17 protein-coding genes are annotated in these 14,027 nt (G+C 68.9%); 8 read left to right on the top strand and 9 right to left on the bottom strand.

Translation table 11 applies throughout. The annotated features are described in order from the left end of the window. Window positions 1-72: 72 nt before the first annotated feature. Genes BST17_RS17065 through BST17_RS17055 form a run of 3 tightly spaced genes read right to left on the bottom strand, consistent with a single transcriptional unit; the run spans window position 73 to window position 2,070 of the window. On the bottom strand, window positions 73-285 hold the full coding sequence (locus BST17_RS17065) for an exodeoxyribonuclease VII small subunit (protein ID WP_083060045.1): 213 nt from the start codon (window positions 283-285) through the stop codon (window positions 73-75). Continuing rightward, the gene (gene xseA / locus BST17_RS17060; RefSeq protein WP_083060043.1) at window positions 272-1,501 is read right to left on the bottom strand and encodes an exodeoxyribonuclease VII large subunit; all 1,230 of its coding nucleotides are present in this window, start codon (window positions 1,499-1,501) and stop codon (window positions 272-274) included. Before xseA ends, BST17_RS17065 begins: the two co-directional genes overlap by 14 nt. Beyond that, entirely contained in the window at window positions 1,498-2,070 is a 573-nt protein-coding gene (locus BST17_RS17055; protein ID WP_083060042.1) for a lipid droplet-associated protein, read from the bottom strand. Before BST17_RS17055 ends, xseA begins: the two co-directional genes overlap by 4 nt. 52 nt (window positions 2,071-2,122) lie before the next feature. Between BST17_RS17055 and BST17_RS17050 the strand changes: the two genes are divergently transcribed. After that, window positions 2,123-3,124 (top strand): 4-hydroxy-3-methylbut-2-enyl diphosphate reductase, encoded by a 1,002-nt coding sequence (locus BST17_RS17050; RefSeq protein WP_083060040.1) that lies wholly within the window; start codon window positions 2,123-2,125, stop codon window positions 3,122-3,124. A gap of 20 nt (window positions 3,125-3,144) precedes the next feature. Beyond that, window positions 3,145-4,905 (top strand): penicillin-binding transpeptidase domain-containing protein, encoded by a 1,761-nt coding sequence (locus tag BST17_RS17045; protein ID WP_083060038.1) that lies wholly within the window; start codon window positions 3,145-3,147, stop codon window positions 4,903-4,905. A gap of 70 nt (window positions 4,906-4,975) precedes the next feature. On the opposite strand, the gene BST17_RS17040 is transcribed toward BST17_RS17045, so the two are convergent. After that, window positions 4,976-6,091: a DUF6542 domain-containing protein gene (locus BST17_RS17040; protein ID WP_234807708.1), complete on the bottom strand. Its 1,116-nt coding sequence runs from the start codon at window positions 6,089-6,091 to the stop codon at window positions 4,976-4,978. Window positions 6,092-6,204: 113 nt separating this feature from the next. On the opposite strand from BST17_RS17040, the gene ychF reads away from it, so the two are divergent. Both ychF and BST17_RS17030 read left to right on the top strand, forming a co-directional pair. Further along, a complete protein-coding gene (gene ychF / locus BST17_RS17035; protein WP_083060035.1) occupies window positions 6,205-7,278 on the top strand; it encodes a redox-regulated ATPase YchF in 1,074 nt (357 codons plus the stop codon). A gap of 99 nt (window positions 7,279-7,377) precedes the next feature. Next, on the top strand, window positions 7,378-7,719 hold the full coding sequence (locus BST17_RS17030; protein WP_083060033.1) for a DUF1801 domain-containing protein: 342 nt from the start codon (window positions 7,378-7,380) through the stop codon (window positions 7,717-7,719). A gap of 110 nt (window positions 7,720-7,829) precedes the next feature. On the opposite strand, the gene BST17_RS17025 is transcribed toward BST17_RS17030, so the two are convergent. After that, window positions 7,830-8,411, bottom strand: a complete 582-nt coding sequence (locus BST17_RS17025) for a TetR/AcrR family transcriptional regulator (RefSeq protein WP_083060031.1) — start codon at window positions 8,409-8,411, stop codon at window positions 7,830-7,832. Between the two features lie 163 nt (window positions 8,412-8,574). Between BST17_RS17025 and BST17_RS17020 the strand changes: the two genes are divergently transcribed. After that, window positions 8,575-9,789, top strand: coding sequence for a cytochrome P450 (locus tag BST17_RS17020; RefSeq protein ID WP_083060030.1), 1,215 nt, complete (start codon window positions 8,575-8,577; stop codon window positions 9,787-9,789). After that, complete coding sequence (locus BST17_RS17015; protein ID WP_234807707.1) at window positions 9,786-10,226, top strand: nuclear transport factor 2 family protein; 441 nt, start codon at window positions 9,786-9,788, stop codon at window positions 10,224-10,226. The genes BST17_RS17020 and BST17_RS17015 overlap by 4 nt, the downstream gene beginning before the upstream one ends. Here BST17_RS17015 and BST17_RS17010 read toward each other — a convergent pair. The 3 genes from BST17_RS17010 to BST17_RS17000 are packed head-to-tail and all read right to left on the bottom strand — an operon-like array spanning window position 10,213 to window position 12,114. After that, window positions 10,213-10,707, bottom strand: a complete 495-nt coding sequence (locus tag BST17_RS17010; RefSeq protein ID WP_083060116.1) for a nitroreductase/quinone reductase family protein — start codon at window positions 10,705-10,707, stop codon at window positions 10,213-10,215. The genes BST17_RS17015 and BST17_RS17010 overlap by 14 nt on opposite strands. 28 nt (window positions 10,708-10,735) lie before the next feature. Next, the gene (locus BST17_RS17005; RefSeq protein WP_083060028.1) at window positions 10,736-11,461 is read right to left on the bottom strand and encodes a DUF72 domain-containing protein; all 726 of its coding nucleotides are present in this window, start codon (window positions 11,459-11,461) and stop codon (window positions 10,736-10,738) included. Then, window positions 11,461-12,114 carry a UdgX family uracil-DNA binding protein gene (locus BST17_RS17000; protein WP_083060027.1) on the bottom strand — a complete coding sequence of 218 codons (654 nt, stop codon included), beginning with the start codon at window positions 12,112-12,114 and terminating at the stop codon, window positions 11,461-11,463. Before BST17_RS17000 ends, BST17_RS17005 begins: the two co-directional genes overlap by 1 nt. A gap of 68 nt (window positions 12,115-12,182) precedes the next feature. Here BST17_RS17000 and BST17_RS16995 point away from each other — a divergent pair, with 68 nt between their 5' ends. Then, window positions 12,183-13,130 (top strand): DUF1214 domain-containing protein, encoded by a 948-nt coding sequence (locus tag BST17_RS16995; protein ID WP_083060115.1) that lies wholly within the window; start codon window positions 12,183-12,185, stop codon window positions 13,128-13,130. Here the strand turns inward: BST17_RS16995 and BST17_RS16990 are convergent. Further along, a complete protein-coding gene (locus BST17_RS16990; protein WP_083060025.1) occupies window positions 13,127-13,822 on the bottom strand; it encodes a guanylate cyclase in 696 nt (231 codons plus the stop codon). The genes BST17_RS16995 and BST17_RS16990 overlap by 4 nt on opposite strands. A gap of 26 nt (window positions 13,823-13,848) precedes the next feature. On the opposite strand from BST17_RS16990, the gene BST17_RS28795 reads away from it, so the two are divergent. Beyond that, window positions 13,849-14,007, top strand: a complete 159-nt coding sequence (locus tag BST17_RS28795; RefSeq protein ID WP_109750177.1) for a hypothetical protein — start codon at window positions 13,849-13,851, stop codon at window positions 14,005-14,007. Window positions 14,008-14,027 lie beyond the last annotated feature (20 nt).

Raw genomic sequence — 14,027 nt, 5'->3', positions numbered from 1 at the left:
TGACGAGGATAACTGAAACGTGTTCCAGTTCTGTAGTCCCAGTCGGGTTTGCGTCACGTGGTCGTTGCGTCCTCAATCTTCCTCGGCGGTGCCGGCGGCCAGCGTGTCGGCCACCTTCCGACGGGCGCCGGCCAGGTGCTCCTCGCACCGTTTGGCCAGCTCCTCACCTCTTTCCCAGAGCTTGAGGGACGCGTCGAGGTCGAGTCCGCCCTGCTCGAGCTGACGTACCACCTCGATCAGCTCGTCGCGCGCCTCTTCGTACCCCAACTTACTAATGGGCTTCATCTGGTCCCTCGCTGACTGCGGTGAGGGCGCCGTCGGCGACGCGCACCCGAAGTTGTGTACCGGCCGGCGCGTCGGCGACCGAACGCAGCACCTGCCCGGTGCCGAGAGTCTGCACCACGGCGTAACCCCGGGCCAGTGTCGCCGCCGGCCCGAGCGTGCTCAACCGGGCGGACAGGTGTTCGAGCCGGTCGGTCTCGACCGCGATCATCCGGTTGATGTCGCGGCGTGCGGTCGCTCGCGCCCGGTGGATCTCCTCGGCGCGCGCCTCCAGTGCCTGCAGGGGTTGCGCCAGCACCGGGCGGGAGCGCAACCCCTCGATGATGTGCGCCTCGCGGCGCACCCAGTTGCGTAACGCCTGCGCGCTGCGCCGGCGCATGTCGTTCACCCCGGCCTGCTCGGCCGCGGCATCGGGGACGACGCGCTTGGCGGCATCGGTGGGGGTGGCGGCCCGCAGATCGGCCACCAGATCGCAGACCGGGTTGTCCGGTTCGTGGCCGACGGCACTGATCACCGGGGTGGTGCAGGCGGCGATGGCGCGGCACAGGGTCTCGTCGGAGAACGGCAGCAGATCCTCCACGCTGCCGCCGCCGCGCGCCAGGATGATGACGTCCACGTGTGGATCGGCGTCCAGGGCTTGCAGCGCCTCGACGATCTGGGCCACGGCGTTGGGTCCCTGCACCGCGGTGTTGCGCACCTCGAAGTGCACCGCGGGCCAGCGTGCCGACGCGATGGCCATCACATCGTGTTCGGCGGCCGAGGCCCGGCCGGTGATCAGCCCGATGGTGTCGGGCAGGAACGGGATCGGACGCTTGAGCCGGACATCGAAGAGGCCCTCGGCGTCGAGCAGTCGACGCAGCCGCTCGATGCGTGCCAGTAGTTCGCCGATACCGACGGCGCGGATATCGGTCACCCGCAGCGAGAATGTGCCGCGACCGGTGTAGAACTGCGGCTTGCCGAAGACGATGACCTGCACGCCCTCGGCGAGTTTGACCGGCGCGTTGGCGACCAGGTCACGGGGGCAGGTGATGGACAGCGACATATCGGCCGCCGGATCCCGTAGTACCAGCCACGCGGTGTTGGAGCCCGGCCGCATGGTCAGCTGGGCGATCTGACCCTCGACCCATACGGTGCCCAGCCGGTCGATCCACTTGGCCACCCGGGTCGCCACGGCACGGACCGGCCACGGGTTCTCCGGGGACTGGCCGGGTTCGCTCACTTGGCCGACGCGCGGGTGATCCTGTTGGCGATCAGCGTCTGGAACGGGGCGCGGGCCTTGTTGGCCTCCTCGAAGGCCAGCAGCGCCTCCAGGTCGGCCAGCTTCAGCGACGTCAGCCGGGCGCGCAGCTGCGCCAGGGTCAGCGTCTCGTAGCCGATCTTGTCCACGATGTCCGGCGCGTCCCCGTTGGTGGTCGGTGCGACCACCTCCGGCGCCGACTCGCCTTCGCTGAACAACGCGAAGCGGCCCTCGGTGAGACGTGTCACCGGCGCGAGGTCCCCGTCGTCGTCCGCGTCGGCGGTGCCGGCGGACGGATCGCGCGAATCGTCCTCGTCGAACGTCGCCCATTCCGGCTGTTCGTCCCTCGGTGGGAACAGCTCCCCGAGGGCCTCGTCACCGCGATTGACCAGGTCGGCGACGTCCTGCTGCACCTTCATCACCAGATGGGCCAGCTGGCTGGCCACCGTCATCGGGTAGGTGAGGATGGTCTGGGGGAGCTTGCGCGTCTCATCCAGGGCGGTCACCGCGGCGCCCACCAGCAGTCGAACTCCGTATGGTGCTGTTGCCATGGGGCCAGCCTACGGCTGGCCCGTGACGGGTGCGGGTAAGTACCCTGGATGTATGCCTCCAACCGTCAACATGGGAATTCCCGGTGCCACCAGCTCGGTGGCGACGCGGGTGGACGGCAAGCGCGTGCTGCTGGCCGAACCGCGCGGCTACTGCGCCGGGGTCGATCGGGCCGTCGAGACCGTCGAACGCGCGCTGGAGAAGCACGGCGCCCCCGTCTACGTCCGGCACGAGATCGTGCACAACCGGTATGTGGTGGACACCCTCGCCAAGGCCGGTGCGGTGTTCGTCGAGCAGACCGACGAGGTACCCGAGGGCGCGATCGTGGTGTTCTCCGCCCACGGTGTCGCGCCGTGGGTGCACGAGGAGGCGGCCGCCCGCAACCTGCAGACCATCGACGCCACCTGCCCGCTGGTGACCAAGGTGCACAACGAGGCCAAGCGCTTCGCCCGCGACGACTACGACATCCTGCTGGTCGGACACGAGGGCCATGAAGAGGTCGTCGGCACCGCCGGTGAGGCGCCCGACCACGTCCAGGTGGTCGACAACCCCGACGCCGTGGACAAGGTGACCGTGCGTGACCCGAACAAGGTCATCTGGCTGTCGCAGACCACGCTCAGCGTCGACGAGACCATGGAGACCGTGCGCCGGCTGCGCGAGAAGTTCCCCACGCTGCAGGACCCGCCCAGTGACGACATCTGCTACGCCACCCAGAACCGTCAGGTCGCGGTCAAGGCGATGGCCCCCGAATGCGAGCTCGTCATCGTGGTGGGCTCGAAGAACTCCTCGAACTCGGTCCGCCTCGTCGAGGTGGCGCTGCTGGCCGGCGCCAAGGCCGCATACCTGGTGGACTACGCCGATGACGTCGACCCGGCCTGGTTCTCCGGGGTGACGACGGTGGGTGTCACCTCCGGCGCATCGGTGCCCGAGATCCTGGTGCGCGGCGTGCTGGACCGACTCGCCGAATACGGTTATGCCACTGTGCAGCCCGTGACCACGGCCAATGAGACGTTGGTGTTCGCCTTGCCGCGGGAGATCCGTCCGCCGCGCGCCTGACGCGGGTACGTTCGTGCCCTGTGGCCGCTCTGCGACGTGTCTTCCCGGGGTTCTTGGCAATCGTGCTGCTGCTGGCCGGCTGCGGTGACGCCGAGGACCGGCTGAACTCCACCACCCTGGGTTTCGCCGAGGCCCTCAGCCGCGGTGACGCGCCCGCGGCCGCGGCGTTCACCACCGATGACACCGCCGCCTCCGGCACGCTGGGGGCGCTGTACACCAGCCTGGGCACCGACGTCCGGTTCGCGGTGTCCGATGTGGCGCGCCAGGAGAACGCCGCGACGTTCACCCTGACCGCCACCTGGAAGTTCGGCCCCGAGAAGGCCACCGAATGGACCTACACGACACAGGGCGCGGCCACCGCCGAGGGTGACGACTGGAAGATCACCTGGGACGCGGCCACGGTCGCGCCGGGCCTCGACAAGGGGCCGCTGTCCTACAGCACGCTGGCCCCCCAGCCCGCCGCCCGGGTGCTCGACCGCACCGGCGCCGACCTGCTGACCCAGCACATCGTCACCCTGGTCGACGTCGCGCCGGGCGCTGATGTCGATACCGTTGCCGCACTGGTGAATCCGATCGCTCCCACCGTGACGCCGGAGTGGCTGAGAACCGAACTGGCCAAGGGACAGCCGCTCACCGCGGTCACCCTGCGCGACGAGGATCTGGCGCCGATCCAGGGCCGGCTGGCCGCGCTGCCGGACGTGACGCTGCGGCCCCAGACCCGGCTGTTGGCCACCGACCGTGCGCTCACCTCGCCGACGCTGGCGGGCTTGGCCGAGCTGTGGCAACAGCGCAACGACGAGGCCGCCGGCTGGGCGGTGTCCGCGGCGACCGCCACCGGCCCCGAGCGGGTCGGCGGGCAGGACGCCGACGCCGTCGGCGACATCTCCAGCACGATCGACATCGGCATGCAGCTCGCGGGGGAAGCGGCGCTGGCCCCACTCACGACACCGGCCGTCATCGTGGCGATGCAGCCGTCCACCGGCAACCTGCTCGCCGTCGCGCAGAACGCGCCCGCCGATGCCCAGGGGCCGATCGCGCTGACCGGCCTGTACCCGCCGGGGTCGACCTTCAAGACCGTCACCGTGTCCGCGGCGCTGCAGAACGGCCAGGTCACCCCGGACAGCATCGTGGCCTGTCCGGGCACCGAGAACATCGAGGGCCGGCAGATCCCCAACGACGACAATTTCGACCTCGGTGACGTCCCGCTGCACACCGCCTTCGCGCGGTCCTGCAACACCACGATGGGGCGGCTCGCGGTGGACCTGCCGCCGGACGGTCTGACCACCGCGGCCGCGCAGCTGGGCCTGGGCCTGGATTTCGTGTCACCGGGGATGACGACGGTCACCGGTTCGGTGCCGCTCGCCGACACCTCCGCGCTGCGGGTCGAGGAGGGTATCGGACAGGGCAAGGTCACCGCGTCGCCGTTCGGGATGGCGCTGGTGGCCGCGACCCTGGCCAACGGATCGGTGCCCGCACCGACCATCGTGCAGGGCTCGCCGGGCGCCGCCGACCGCACCCCGGAGCCGTTGCCGGCCTCGGTCGACGAGCAGGTGCGGGCGATGATGCGCGAGACCATCACCGGCGGCACGGCGACCCAGCTGGCCGACATCCCGGACCTGCTGGGCAAGACCGGCACCGCCGAATACATCGACGACACACATGCGCACGGTTGGTTCGTCGGCATCCGGGGTGACCTGGCGTTGGCGGTATTCGTCAGTGATGCGGGCAGCTCGACGCCCGCGGTCGACGCGGCGGGCAACTTCCTGCGGGCCGTGCCCTGACCGAGCGCGCCGACACGACGCCTTTTGGCGTGGGGAGCGGGTTTTCGCGCCAGCACCCGTCGGCTCGGCGCTAGTCCCAGTCGTCGCGGCGGTGGCTGGTCCGGGGGCGGCTGCGGTGTTCGGTGCGCCGCTCGTCGTCGGTGCTGCGGTACCGGACCCGCGACACCGGGTGATGCCCGCTGTCGGTCGCGCCGCCGCGCCGCGGGGGTTCGGGGTACCGGTCGTCGGGGCGGGATCGATAGCCGGGCTCATAATCGGGATACGGGCTGTCGTACTCCCGCCGACGTCGCGGACGTTCATAGGGATCGGGGGTGTCGGCGCGGCCGCGGCTCGGTGGCGGGGTGCGGCGCGGCTGGCGCGGCTCCCGGGGCTCACGGGGCTCACGGGGCTCACGAACATCACGCGAATCGCGGGGTCGGCGCGGCTGTCGGGGCAGATCGTCGCGCAGCGGGCGGTCGTCATCGCGGCGGGGCCGGCCATAGCGCTCCCGCGCGGCGGCCCGTTCCCGGCGGTCGGCGGCAGCGGCCGAGGCGGCGATATCCGATTCCGGCGGACGGTTGTGCCGGGAGCGGGACGGCTCACCGGTACGGGTGCGACGAGGATCACGCGGCTCCCGTGCCGCGGTGTCGCGGGGTTTACGGGCCCGGCGAGCCGGACGCGGCCGGTCCTCGGTCTCCGGTTCGGTCGGCGAGGAGCGGGTGAAGCGGCGGGCGACCTTCTCGGCGAGATCCGATGCGGTGCCGCCCTGCGGCTCGGCCGCCGAGGCCGCGCTCTGCTTGTCCAGGTACCAGCGCGCCAGCCCGATCAGCAGCACCGCCGCCGAGGTGAAGAACATCAGCGGGAACCGCTCGATGAGCGGATAGCCGCAGTTGATCAGGATGTCCTTGAGGCCGTTGATCTGGCTGCTGTGCATCAGGAAATACGAGGTGGGCACCGCGACGAAGAGGATCAGAGGCGGCCCGATGACGGCGGCGAAGATGCCCGAGCGGCGGACCAGCAGGACACCGGCCAGGCAGCCCAGCACATAGAACGTGGCGAACACCGCGCCGAGCTCCTGGGTGCCGGCCCCAGCGTGATAGGCGAAGCCGATCAGCGTGGCGGTGACGGCCACCAGGGTCGCGCCCCACCAGGGCAACAGACCCGATGGCCAGCCCGGGATACGGGGGAGCGCGGTTCGGTGGGACACCGACTCCGTCGGCTCGGACTGACCTGACACATGTTGACCGTACCGGCTGACGCTGGGTGGGCGCTGCCAGCACGCGCTGGCGAGCCTGTCACACCATCTAGACTCTGGAGTCCGTGAGCTTGAACCTCGGAATCGTCGGACTCCCCAATGTCGGCAAGTCGACCCTTTTCAACGCGCTGACCCGGAACGACGTGCTGGCCGCGAACTACCCGTTCGCGACCATCGAGCCCAACGAGGGTGTGGTGGCCTTGCCCGACCCGCGGCTGGACAAGCTCGCCGAGATCTTCGGCTCGGAGAAGATCGTGCCGGCCCCGGTCACGTTCGTGGACATCGCCGGCATCGTCAAAGGCGCGTCCGAGGGCGCGGGCCTGGGCAACAAGTTCCTGGCCAACATCCGCGAGTGCGACGCCATCTGTCAGGTGGTCCGGGCCTTCGCCGACGACGATGTCGTGCATGTCGACGGCCGGGTGGATCCCCGCTCGGACATCGAGGTCATCGAGACCGAGCTGATCCTGGCCGATATGCAGACCCTGGAGAAGGCCGTCCCCCGGCTGGAGAAGGAAGCCCGCAACAACAAGGACCGCAAGCCGGTGCTCGACGCCGCGGTCGCCGCCCAGGCGGTCCTCGATTCGGGCAAGACCCTCTTCTCGGCCGGAACAGATGTGTCGCTGCTGCGCGAGCTGAACCTGATGACCACCAAGCCGTTCCTCTATGTGTTCAATGCCGACGAGTCGGTGCTCACCGACGCGGCTCGCCAAGCCGAGTTGCGCGAGCTCGTCGCCCCGGCCGATGCGGTGTTCCTGGACGCCAAGATCGAGTCCGAGCTGATCGAGCTGGACGACGAGTCGGCCGCTGAGCTGCTGGAGTCCATCGGGCAGACCGAGCGTGGCCTGGACGCGTTGGCGCGCGCCGGTTTCCACACCCTGAACCTGCAGACCTACCTGACGGCCGGGCCGAAAGAGGCCCGGGCGTGGACAATTCACCGCGGCGACACCGCGCCCAAGGCGGCCGGGGTCATCCACACCGATTTCGAGAAGGGTTTCATCAAGGCCGAGATCGTGTCCTTCGACGACCTGGTCGAGGCGGGGTCGATGGCGGCGGCCAAGGCCGCGGGCAAGGTCCGGATGGAGGGCAAGGACTACGTGATGGCCGACGGGGACGTCGTGGAGTTCCGGTTCAACGTGTGAGCCTGGCCAGCGAAGCGATCTGCGTTCGCAATGTTCCGCTGATGGCGGCACAACGCATGGCGACGCTCTCAGGCTGACATTGTGCGTAGATTGACGGACGTGAGTGGTGATTGGCGCATCGATCGAGTCGACGAGCTCCGGGTGTTGATCAGGCAAGCCGAACCCGATGTCGTCGAGGAGTCCAAGTGGCGCAAGCCGACCAACCCTGATGGCGTGCCGACGTTCTCACTGGACGGCTTGATCTGCACGGTCGAGACGTACAAGGACAAGGTGAAGGTGACCTTCGCCAAAGGCGCGTCTCTGAACGACCCGGGTCAGGTATTCAACGCCAGTCTCGACGCGGGGGTTCGGCGTGCCATTGACTTGCGCGAAGGCGATCAACTGGACGCAGACGACTTCACCGCCTTGGTTCACGAGGCTGTGAAAGCCAACCGCAGCTAACGCGATCGCTCGCCGGGATCGTCGTCGTCCACCGACGAAGCGCAGCGGCAGTTCGTGACGTCAATGCCGACGGTGCCGTGGTGGAGTTCCGCTTCAACGTGTAGCCCGCATCAGCCGTGCGCATACGCGGGTCCGAGGAACCGGCGCACCATCTGCTCCTCGGCGTCCGGATCGCCCAGCGGCCAGTACCACAGCGCGAGGAATGTGCGGATCAACCAGTGTGCGGCAAGCGGATCCGATGTGCTCAGCCCGACCATCTCGGCCGCGAAGTCGGAGACCACGGGGGAGTCGGTGATCCATTCGTCGCCGGCCGGCGTGACCATCGACCGCATGATCTTGGCCAACGGGTCGGCGCGCATCCGGCGCAGGGCGACCACCGTGGCGGTGATGACCCGGTCGGGTCCGGTCAGGTCGGTGATCGCCGCGCGCACGGAGTCCAGGATGCGTTCGGCGTGCCGGGTGAGCACGACGTCGCGGATGGCCGCCTTACCGCCGGTGTGCCGGTAGACCGTCGCCGGTGAACAGTGCACCGCCGCCGCCAGGGCGTCGATGCTGAAACGCTCGTACCCGTGCCGCGACAACAGATCGGCTGCGGCGGCGTAGATCCGTTCGGCCGCCTCGTCGTGCCGGTCCCGGCCGAGCAACCAGTCACCCGACGGTGTCGTCCGGGTGTTCGCGTCCCGCGAGGCCATGGTGCATTTTTATCACCGTGAGAGAAACGCCGTGGTTTTTCTCACCGAACACGCAGGTCTGCGGGGTGCAATGAGAACCACGTGGCCGGACCTGCGCCGGGCGGCTTCTCGTATTCGTCGTCCACCGTTGACCGGCGACTTCGCCGGCATCCACGCTGTCCCTATGACCTTGTCAGCGGATGTCACGGACATCTTCGGCGCCGACGCCCTGCAGGATCCGTACCCGCACTACGCCCGCATGCGCGACCGCGCTCCGGTGCAGCAGATCGGCGATTCGGTGTTCTACGCGGTATGCGGATGGGACGCGGTGACCGAGGCCGTCGGCCGGGTGGACGACTTCTCCTCCAACCTGACCGCGACGATGGTCTACCACGACGACGGCCGCGTCACCCCGTTCGACATGGGTGCCCCCGGCGGCCCGATGCACGCTCTGGCGACCGCCGACGACCCGGTGCACGATGTGCACCGCAAACTGCTCCTACCGCATCTGTCGGCCCGGCGGATCCGCGTCATCGAGGAGTTCGCCGAAGCCACCGCCGTCGACCTCTTCTCGCGTGGACGCACCGACGGTCGGATCGAATGGATGAGTGCGGTGGCCAACCGGCTACCGATGATGGTCGTCGCCCGACTGCTCGGGCTGCCCGACGACGACGTCGACACGCTCATCCGGTTGGGCTATGCCACCACGACCCTGCTGGACGGGATCGTCAGCGCCGATCAGTTGGAAGCTGCCGGTATGGCGGCCATGGAGCTTTCCGGGTACGTGATGGACCATTTCGCCAAGGCAGGCGACGGTTCCGCGCCCGGACTCATCGGCGATCTCGCGGCCCGCTACGCCTCCGGTGAACTGGAACAACTACCGGCACTGGCCATCATGCTCACGCTGTTCAGCGCGGCCGGCGAATCCACGGCCTCACTTCTGGGCAGCGCGGCCTGGATCCTGGTGAAGCACAGCGATGTTCAGCGCCAACTCCGCGACCGTCCCGAGCTGCTCGGCGCCTTCATCGAGGAGGTCCTGCGCTACGAGGCACCGTTCCGCGGGCACTACCGGCACGTCATGAGGGACACCACGCTGTCCGGGGTGCAGGTGCCTGCCGGATCGCGGCTGTTGCTGATGTGGGGCGCGGCCAACCGCGACCCACAACACTTCGACAGTCCAGAAGAATTCCGGCTGGATCGCCGGGAATCAAAGGGACACATCGCGTTCGGTAAGGGCGTGCACTTCTGCGTCGGGGCGGCGCTGGCCCGGCTGGAGGCCAGGGTGGTCTTGCAGATGCTGCTGGACCAGACCGACTGGATCGACGCCCACGACGCCGGGCGGTGGCTGCCCAGCATCCTGGTCCGCCGGCTCGACAGCCTGACGCTGGCGGTCAGGTGACCGGCCTGGCCGAACTGGTCGCCGCCCACGAGCTGACCCGCGCCAAGGCCGCATACTGCCGCGCGCTGGACACCCGTGACTGGGAAACCCTGGCCGCACTGATGACGGCGGATATCGAGTTCGGCATGGAGGACGGGGAATCCGAACCCGAGGTCACCGTGGGACGTGATGCGACGCTCTCACTACTGCAGAGTCTGGTCGCCGGGTCACGGACGGTGCATCAGGTGCACACCCCCGAGATCGACCTCGACGGTGCCGAGGCGCGGGTGGTGTGGGCGGTGCAGGACCGCGCCGTCTTCGACAATGGGGTGTCGGTGACCGGCTACGGCCACTACGTCGAACGGTGGCTGCGCCGAGGGGATCGGTGGCTGCTGGCCTCGTTGCGGCTGCGGCACCTGATCACCGACGTGCACCAGTCACCCCTCAGCGCGGGGTGAGCCGGAAGATCGGGATCGTGCGGCCGGCCGGGGCCGTCTTGTCCCGGTAATCGTCGTATCCCGCGTACACCCGCTCGGCCAGGCCGAACAATCGTTCGTAGTCGCCGGCATCGGTGACCTCGGCCGCGGTGAAGTGTTCCATCCCGAACTCGCAGTCCGGGTTGGCCTTCAGGTTGTGATACCACTGTGGGTGTTTGGCGCCGCCGTAGTTGGACGCGAGCAGGATGACGTCGGCGCCGTCGTGGAAATAGGTCAGCTGCACCTGGCGGCGTTTGCCGGATTTCGCCCCGGTCGTGACCAGCGGGGCGTTGATGATGGGGCCCATGTTGATCCGGCCGCCGGTCAGCCGGAACAGATACGGATCGGTGCGACGGGCGATGTGCCGGGCGACGAACTGCCCGATGGGTGAGCGCCCGAACCGCACGCTGGCGTGGTATTTGGAACCGCGGGGTCGCTCGGGATCCACATGACGCAACGGCATGTACTGCACCGTACGCGCAGGTGTCCGGTCAGCTGAGCATGGCACGTAATTCCTGCGCGTTGCGCACCGCGTGACCGCCGAGGTCATTGTTGAAGTACACCAGTACATCTCGGCCTTCGGCATCCCATCTGCGGAGCTCTTCTGCCCAACGGCGCAGGTCCGCGGTGTCGTAGGAGCCGGTGTACATCGCCTCGCCGCCGGGGCCGTGCAGACGCAGATAGGCCAGCTGAGCCGTCGCCGCCACCACACACGGCAATCCCGGACCGCTCATCACGACGTAGGCCGCACCATGGCCGCGCAGCAGGTCGTAGACCGCCGGATCGTCCCAGGATGGGTGGCGCAGTTCCATCGCCACCGGGATCGAATCCGGCATGGCGGTCAGGAAACGGTCGAGGCGTTCATCGTCGCGCTGCTGGGCCGGATGCAACTGGACCAGCAGCGCGGCACGCCGGGAGCCGAGTTCGGCCCAGCCGGCCGCGATGCGCTCGATCCACTCTTCCGGCGACCGCAGGCGGCGGGCGTGGGTGAGCCCGCGCGGCGCCTTCACCGTCATCGCGAACCCGTCCGGCAGGCGGTTGCGCCACTGCGCGAACGTCGTCGGCTTGGGCCAGCGGTAGAAACTGGCGTTGAGCTCCACGGTGTCGAACTCGTCCACGTAGACCGCCAGCCTCCGCGCGGCCGGCAGCTTCGGCGGATACAGCACTCCGGCCCAGTGGTCGTAGGACCAGCCCGACGTGCCGATCCGCACCACCATCAGCGATCGCCGTCCGACAGCAGACCCGCCGCGGTGCGCAGATCGGCGGCCAGGTCGGCCAGGGCGCTCTCGCGCTGATCGGGTGACCCCCGCAGGATCGCCGACGGATGGATGGTGGCGACGATGTCGACGTCCACATCGGGTGCCCGCAACACCTCGCCGCGCTGCTGGGTGAGCCGAAAGTCGTTGCCCAGCAGCGCCTTGGCCGCGGTGGCGCCGAGCAGTACCACCACATCGGGTTCGATGGCCTGCAGTTCGGCGAACAACCAGGGCCGGCAGGAAACAACCTCGGTGCGGCTGGGCGTCTTGTGGATACGGCGTGCGCTGCCCTCGGCGCGGGTGAACTTGAAATGTTTGACCACATTGGTCAGGTAGACGTGCTCGCGGTCGATCTGCGCCGCCACCAATGCCTCGTCGAGCAGCCGGCCCGCCGGACCGACGAAAGGCGCACCGGCGCGGTCCTCGCGGTCACCGGGCTGCTCGCCCACCAGCAGCATCCGGGCCCTGTCGGGCCCGGCTCCGAACACGGTCTGCTCGGCGTCGCGATAGAGTTCGCACCCCCGGCAGCTGCGCGCGGCCTCGGCCAGGACCTCGAGGTCCCGGGATGCCGGCAGGAAGTCCGCGGCGCTGGTGCGGGTCGTGGTGGCTGCCATCCGAATCGGTTACCCACGGAATCGGCCTTCAAGCGCCAACGGCCGTGCGTATGGTGGACAATTCGCGCATGCCGATCCACGTCAACGCCGACAACTTCGTCCGCGCCGAGACCCACCGGATGTTCCGCGACAACCAGGCGGTCGCCGGCGGTATCGGGCGGTTCCGGCACAACCGGACACCGGCCCGGATCGAGGAGCAGACCGTCATCCGGCTCAACCGCGACACGCTGTACAGCTTCGCGCTGGTCGACCTCGCCGAGCCGATCCGCCTGACCCTGCCGGACGCCGGCGGGCGGTACCTGTCGGCGATGATCGTCAACGAGGACCACTACATCAACCGCGTGCTGCACCAGCCCGGCGAGCATGTGCTGACCGCGCAGGAGTTCGGCTCGCGGTACGCCGCGATCGGAATTCGCATCCTGGTCGACCCGACCGATGCCGACGATGTCGCGGCCGTCGCCGAACTGCAGGACTCGCTCGGCCTGGCGGGCGGCACGCAAGGCGAGTTCGTCATGCCCGACTACGACATCGCGAGCATGGACGAAACCCGCACCGCGCTGCTGCAACTCGCCGCGGGGCTGGGCAATTACGACCGGATGTTCGGCACTCGCGAGGACGTCGACCCGGTGCGCCACCTCATCGGCTGCGCTGCCGGCTGGGGCGGGCTGCCGACGTCGGAGGCCACCTACGTCGGCGCCGAACCCCGGGTGACCGCCGGCGACTACGTGATGGTCTTCCGCGATGTCCCGGTGGACGCGTTCTGGTCGGTATCGGTCTACAACAAGCGGGGTTTCTTCGAACCCAACGCGCGCAATCTGTACTCGGTCAACAGCGTGACGGGCGTACCCAACGCCGACGGCTCGGTCACGGTCCGGTTCGTGACCGAGCCGGATGCCGAGTTGGCACCGAACACCATTGTCACGCCGCAGGATTGGAACTACGTCATCCGCCTGTACCGGCCGCGCCGGCAGATCCTCGACGGCAGCTGGGCGCCGCCGGAACTGACGTCGAGCTAGTCCACCGTCACCGCGATTTCGTCGCCGAGCGCGTAGCCCGGCGCCAACGTCAGGGTGTCCCCGCTCCAGAACTTGCCCGGATCGAAGTAGTTCTCCCGCTTCTCGGTCGTCATCAACCCCATCTCCTCGTAGGTGATGGCCACGGTCTCCGCGCAGTAGGCCGTCTCCAACCCGGTCGACCGGCGCCGGACCTTGTCGCGTTCTGCCGACTCGCGCACCTTGCGGTGGATGATCGGCAGGCCGCGGGTGAAATCGCTGACGATCGGCAGCCGGCCGCGCAGCCACCGCCCGGTCAGCCGGGCCGTCGACGGGAACGCGGTGCCGTTCATCCGGGCGATCACCTTGAGCATGTGGTCCTCCTGCTCGCGGTTCGCCGGCGGCGTGAGCTGACGCAGCCAGGCCTTCTGCCCGTACTCGTGCACCCAGCGTTCGACAACCTCGCGGGCATCGTTGAGCTGCACCCCGCGGTGATGGGTCCCCGTCCACAGGTCCAGCAACTTCTGGCCGAGCTCGGCGTGCCAGATCAGCGGCGGCAGATCATCGATGGCCACCGTCATGCCCACGTGATTGACCGGTGCGTTGGTCAACGTCTGGATGGCGCGGTCGGGGCCCGACCCGCCCCGGAACAGCCAGATGTCCCCGGTGCGGGTCTCCTGCAGCGCCTTGGCCAGTCCCACCGTGTGTGCGTCCACCCGGGCAGCTTAGGCACAATCGCTGCATGCGAAGCATCTGGAAGTGGGTCGGATTGGCCGGTGTCGCCGGTGTGGTGGCCGGCGGCGTGCTGGTCGCGCGGGATCAGCGCATCCGCCGGTCCTACACGCCCGAGGACATCCGAGCCCGGCTGCACCAGCGCCTCGCCGAGGCCGAGAAGGCCTGATCTGATCGACGCGAGCGTGC

Source organism: Mycolicibacterium bacteremicum, from assembly GCF_002086115.1.
GTDB classification, from domain to species: domain Bacteria; phylum Actinomycetota; class Actinomycetes; order Mycobacteriales; family Mycobacteriaceae; genus Mycobacterium; species Mycobacterium bacteremicum.
Note: the sequence above shows the minus strand (reverse complement) of the source record. Positions and strands in the feature narration are given on the sequence as shown.

Coding starts and splice junctions, on each gene's coding strand:
- BST17_RS17050 (WP_083060040.1), top strand. CDS start 2,123: ATGCCTCCAACCGTCAACATGGGAATTCCCGGTGCCACCAGCTCGGTG.
- BST17_RS17020 (WP_083060030.1), top strand. CDS start 8,575: ATGACCTTGTCAGCGGATGTCACGGACATCTTCGGCGCCGACGCCCTG.
- BST17_RS17010 (WP_083060116.1), bottom strand. CDS start 10,707: ATGCCGTTGCGTCATGTGGATCCCGAGCGACCCCGCGGTTCCAAATAC.
- BST17_RS28795 (WP_109750177.1), top strand. CDS start 13,849: ATGCGAAGCATCTGGAAGTGGGTCGGATTGGCCGGTGTCGCCGGTGTG.
- BST17_RS17005 (WP_083060028.1), bottom strand. CDS start 11,461: ATGGTGGTGCGGATCGGCACGTCGGGCTGGTCCTACGACCACTGGGCC.
- BST17_RS17065 (WP_083060045.1), bottom strand. CDS start 285: ATGAAGCCCATTAGTAAGTTGGGGTACGAAGAGGCGCGCGACGAGCTG.
- BST17_RS17055 (WP_083060042.1), bottom strand. CDS start 2,070: ATGGCAACAGCACCATACGGAGTTCGACTGCTGGTGGGCGCCGCGGTG.
- BST17_RS16995 (WP_083060115.1), top strand. CDS start 12,183: ATGCCGATCCACGTCAACGCCGACAACTTCGTCCGCGCCGAGACCCAC.
- BST17_RS17025 (WP_083060031.1), bottom strand. CDS start 8,411: ATGGCCTCGCGGGACGCGAACACCCGGACGACACCGTCGGGTGACTGG.
- BST17_RS17000 (WP_083060027.1), bottom strand. CDS start 12,114: ATGGCAGCCACCACGACCCGCACCAGCGCCGCGGACTTCCTGCCGGCA.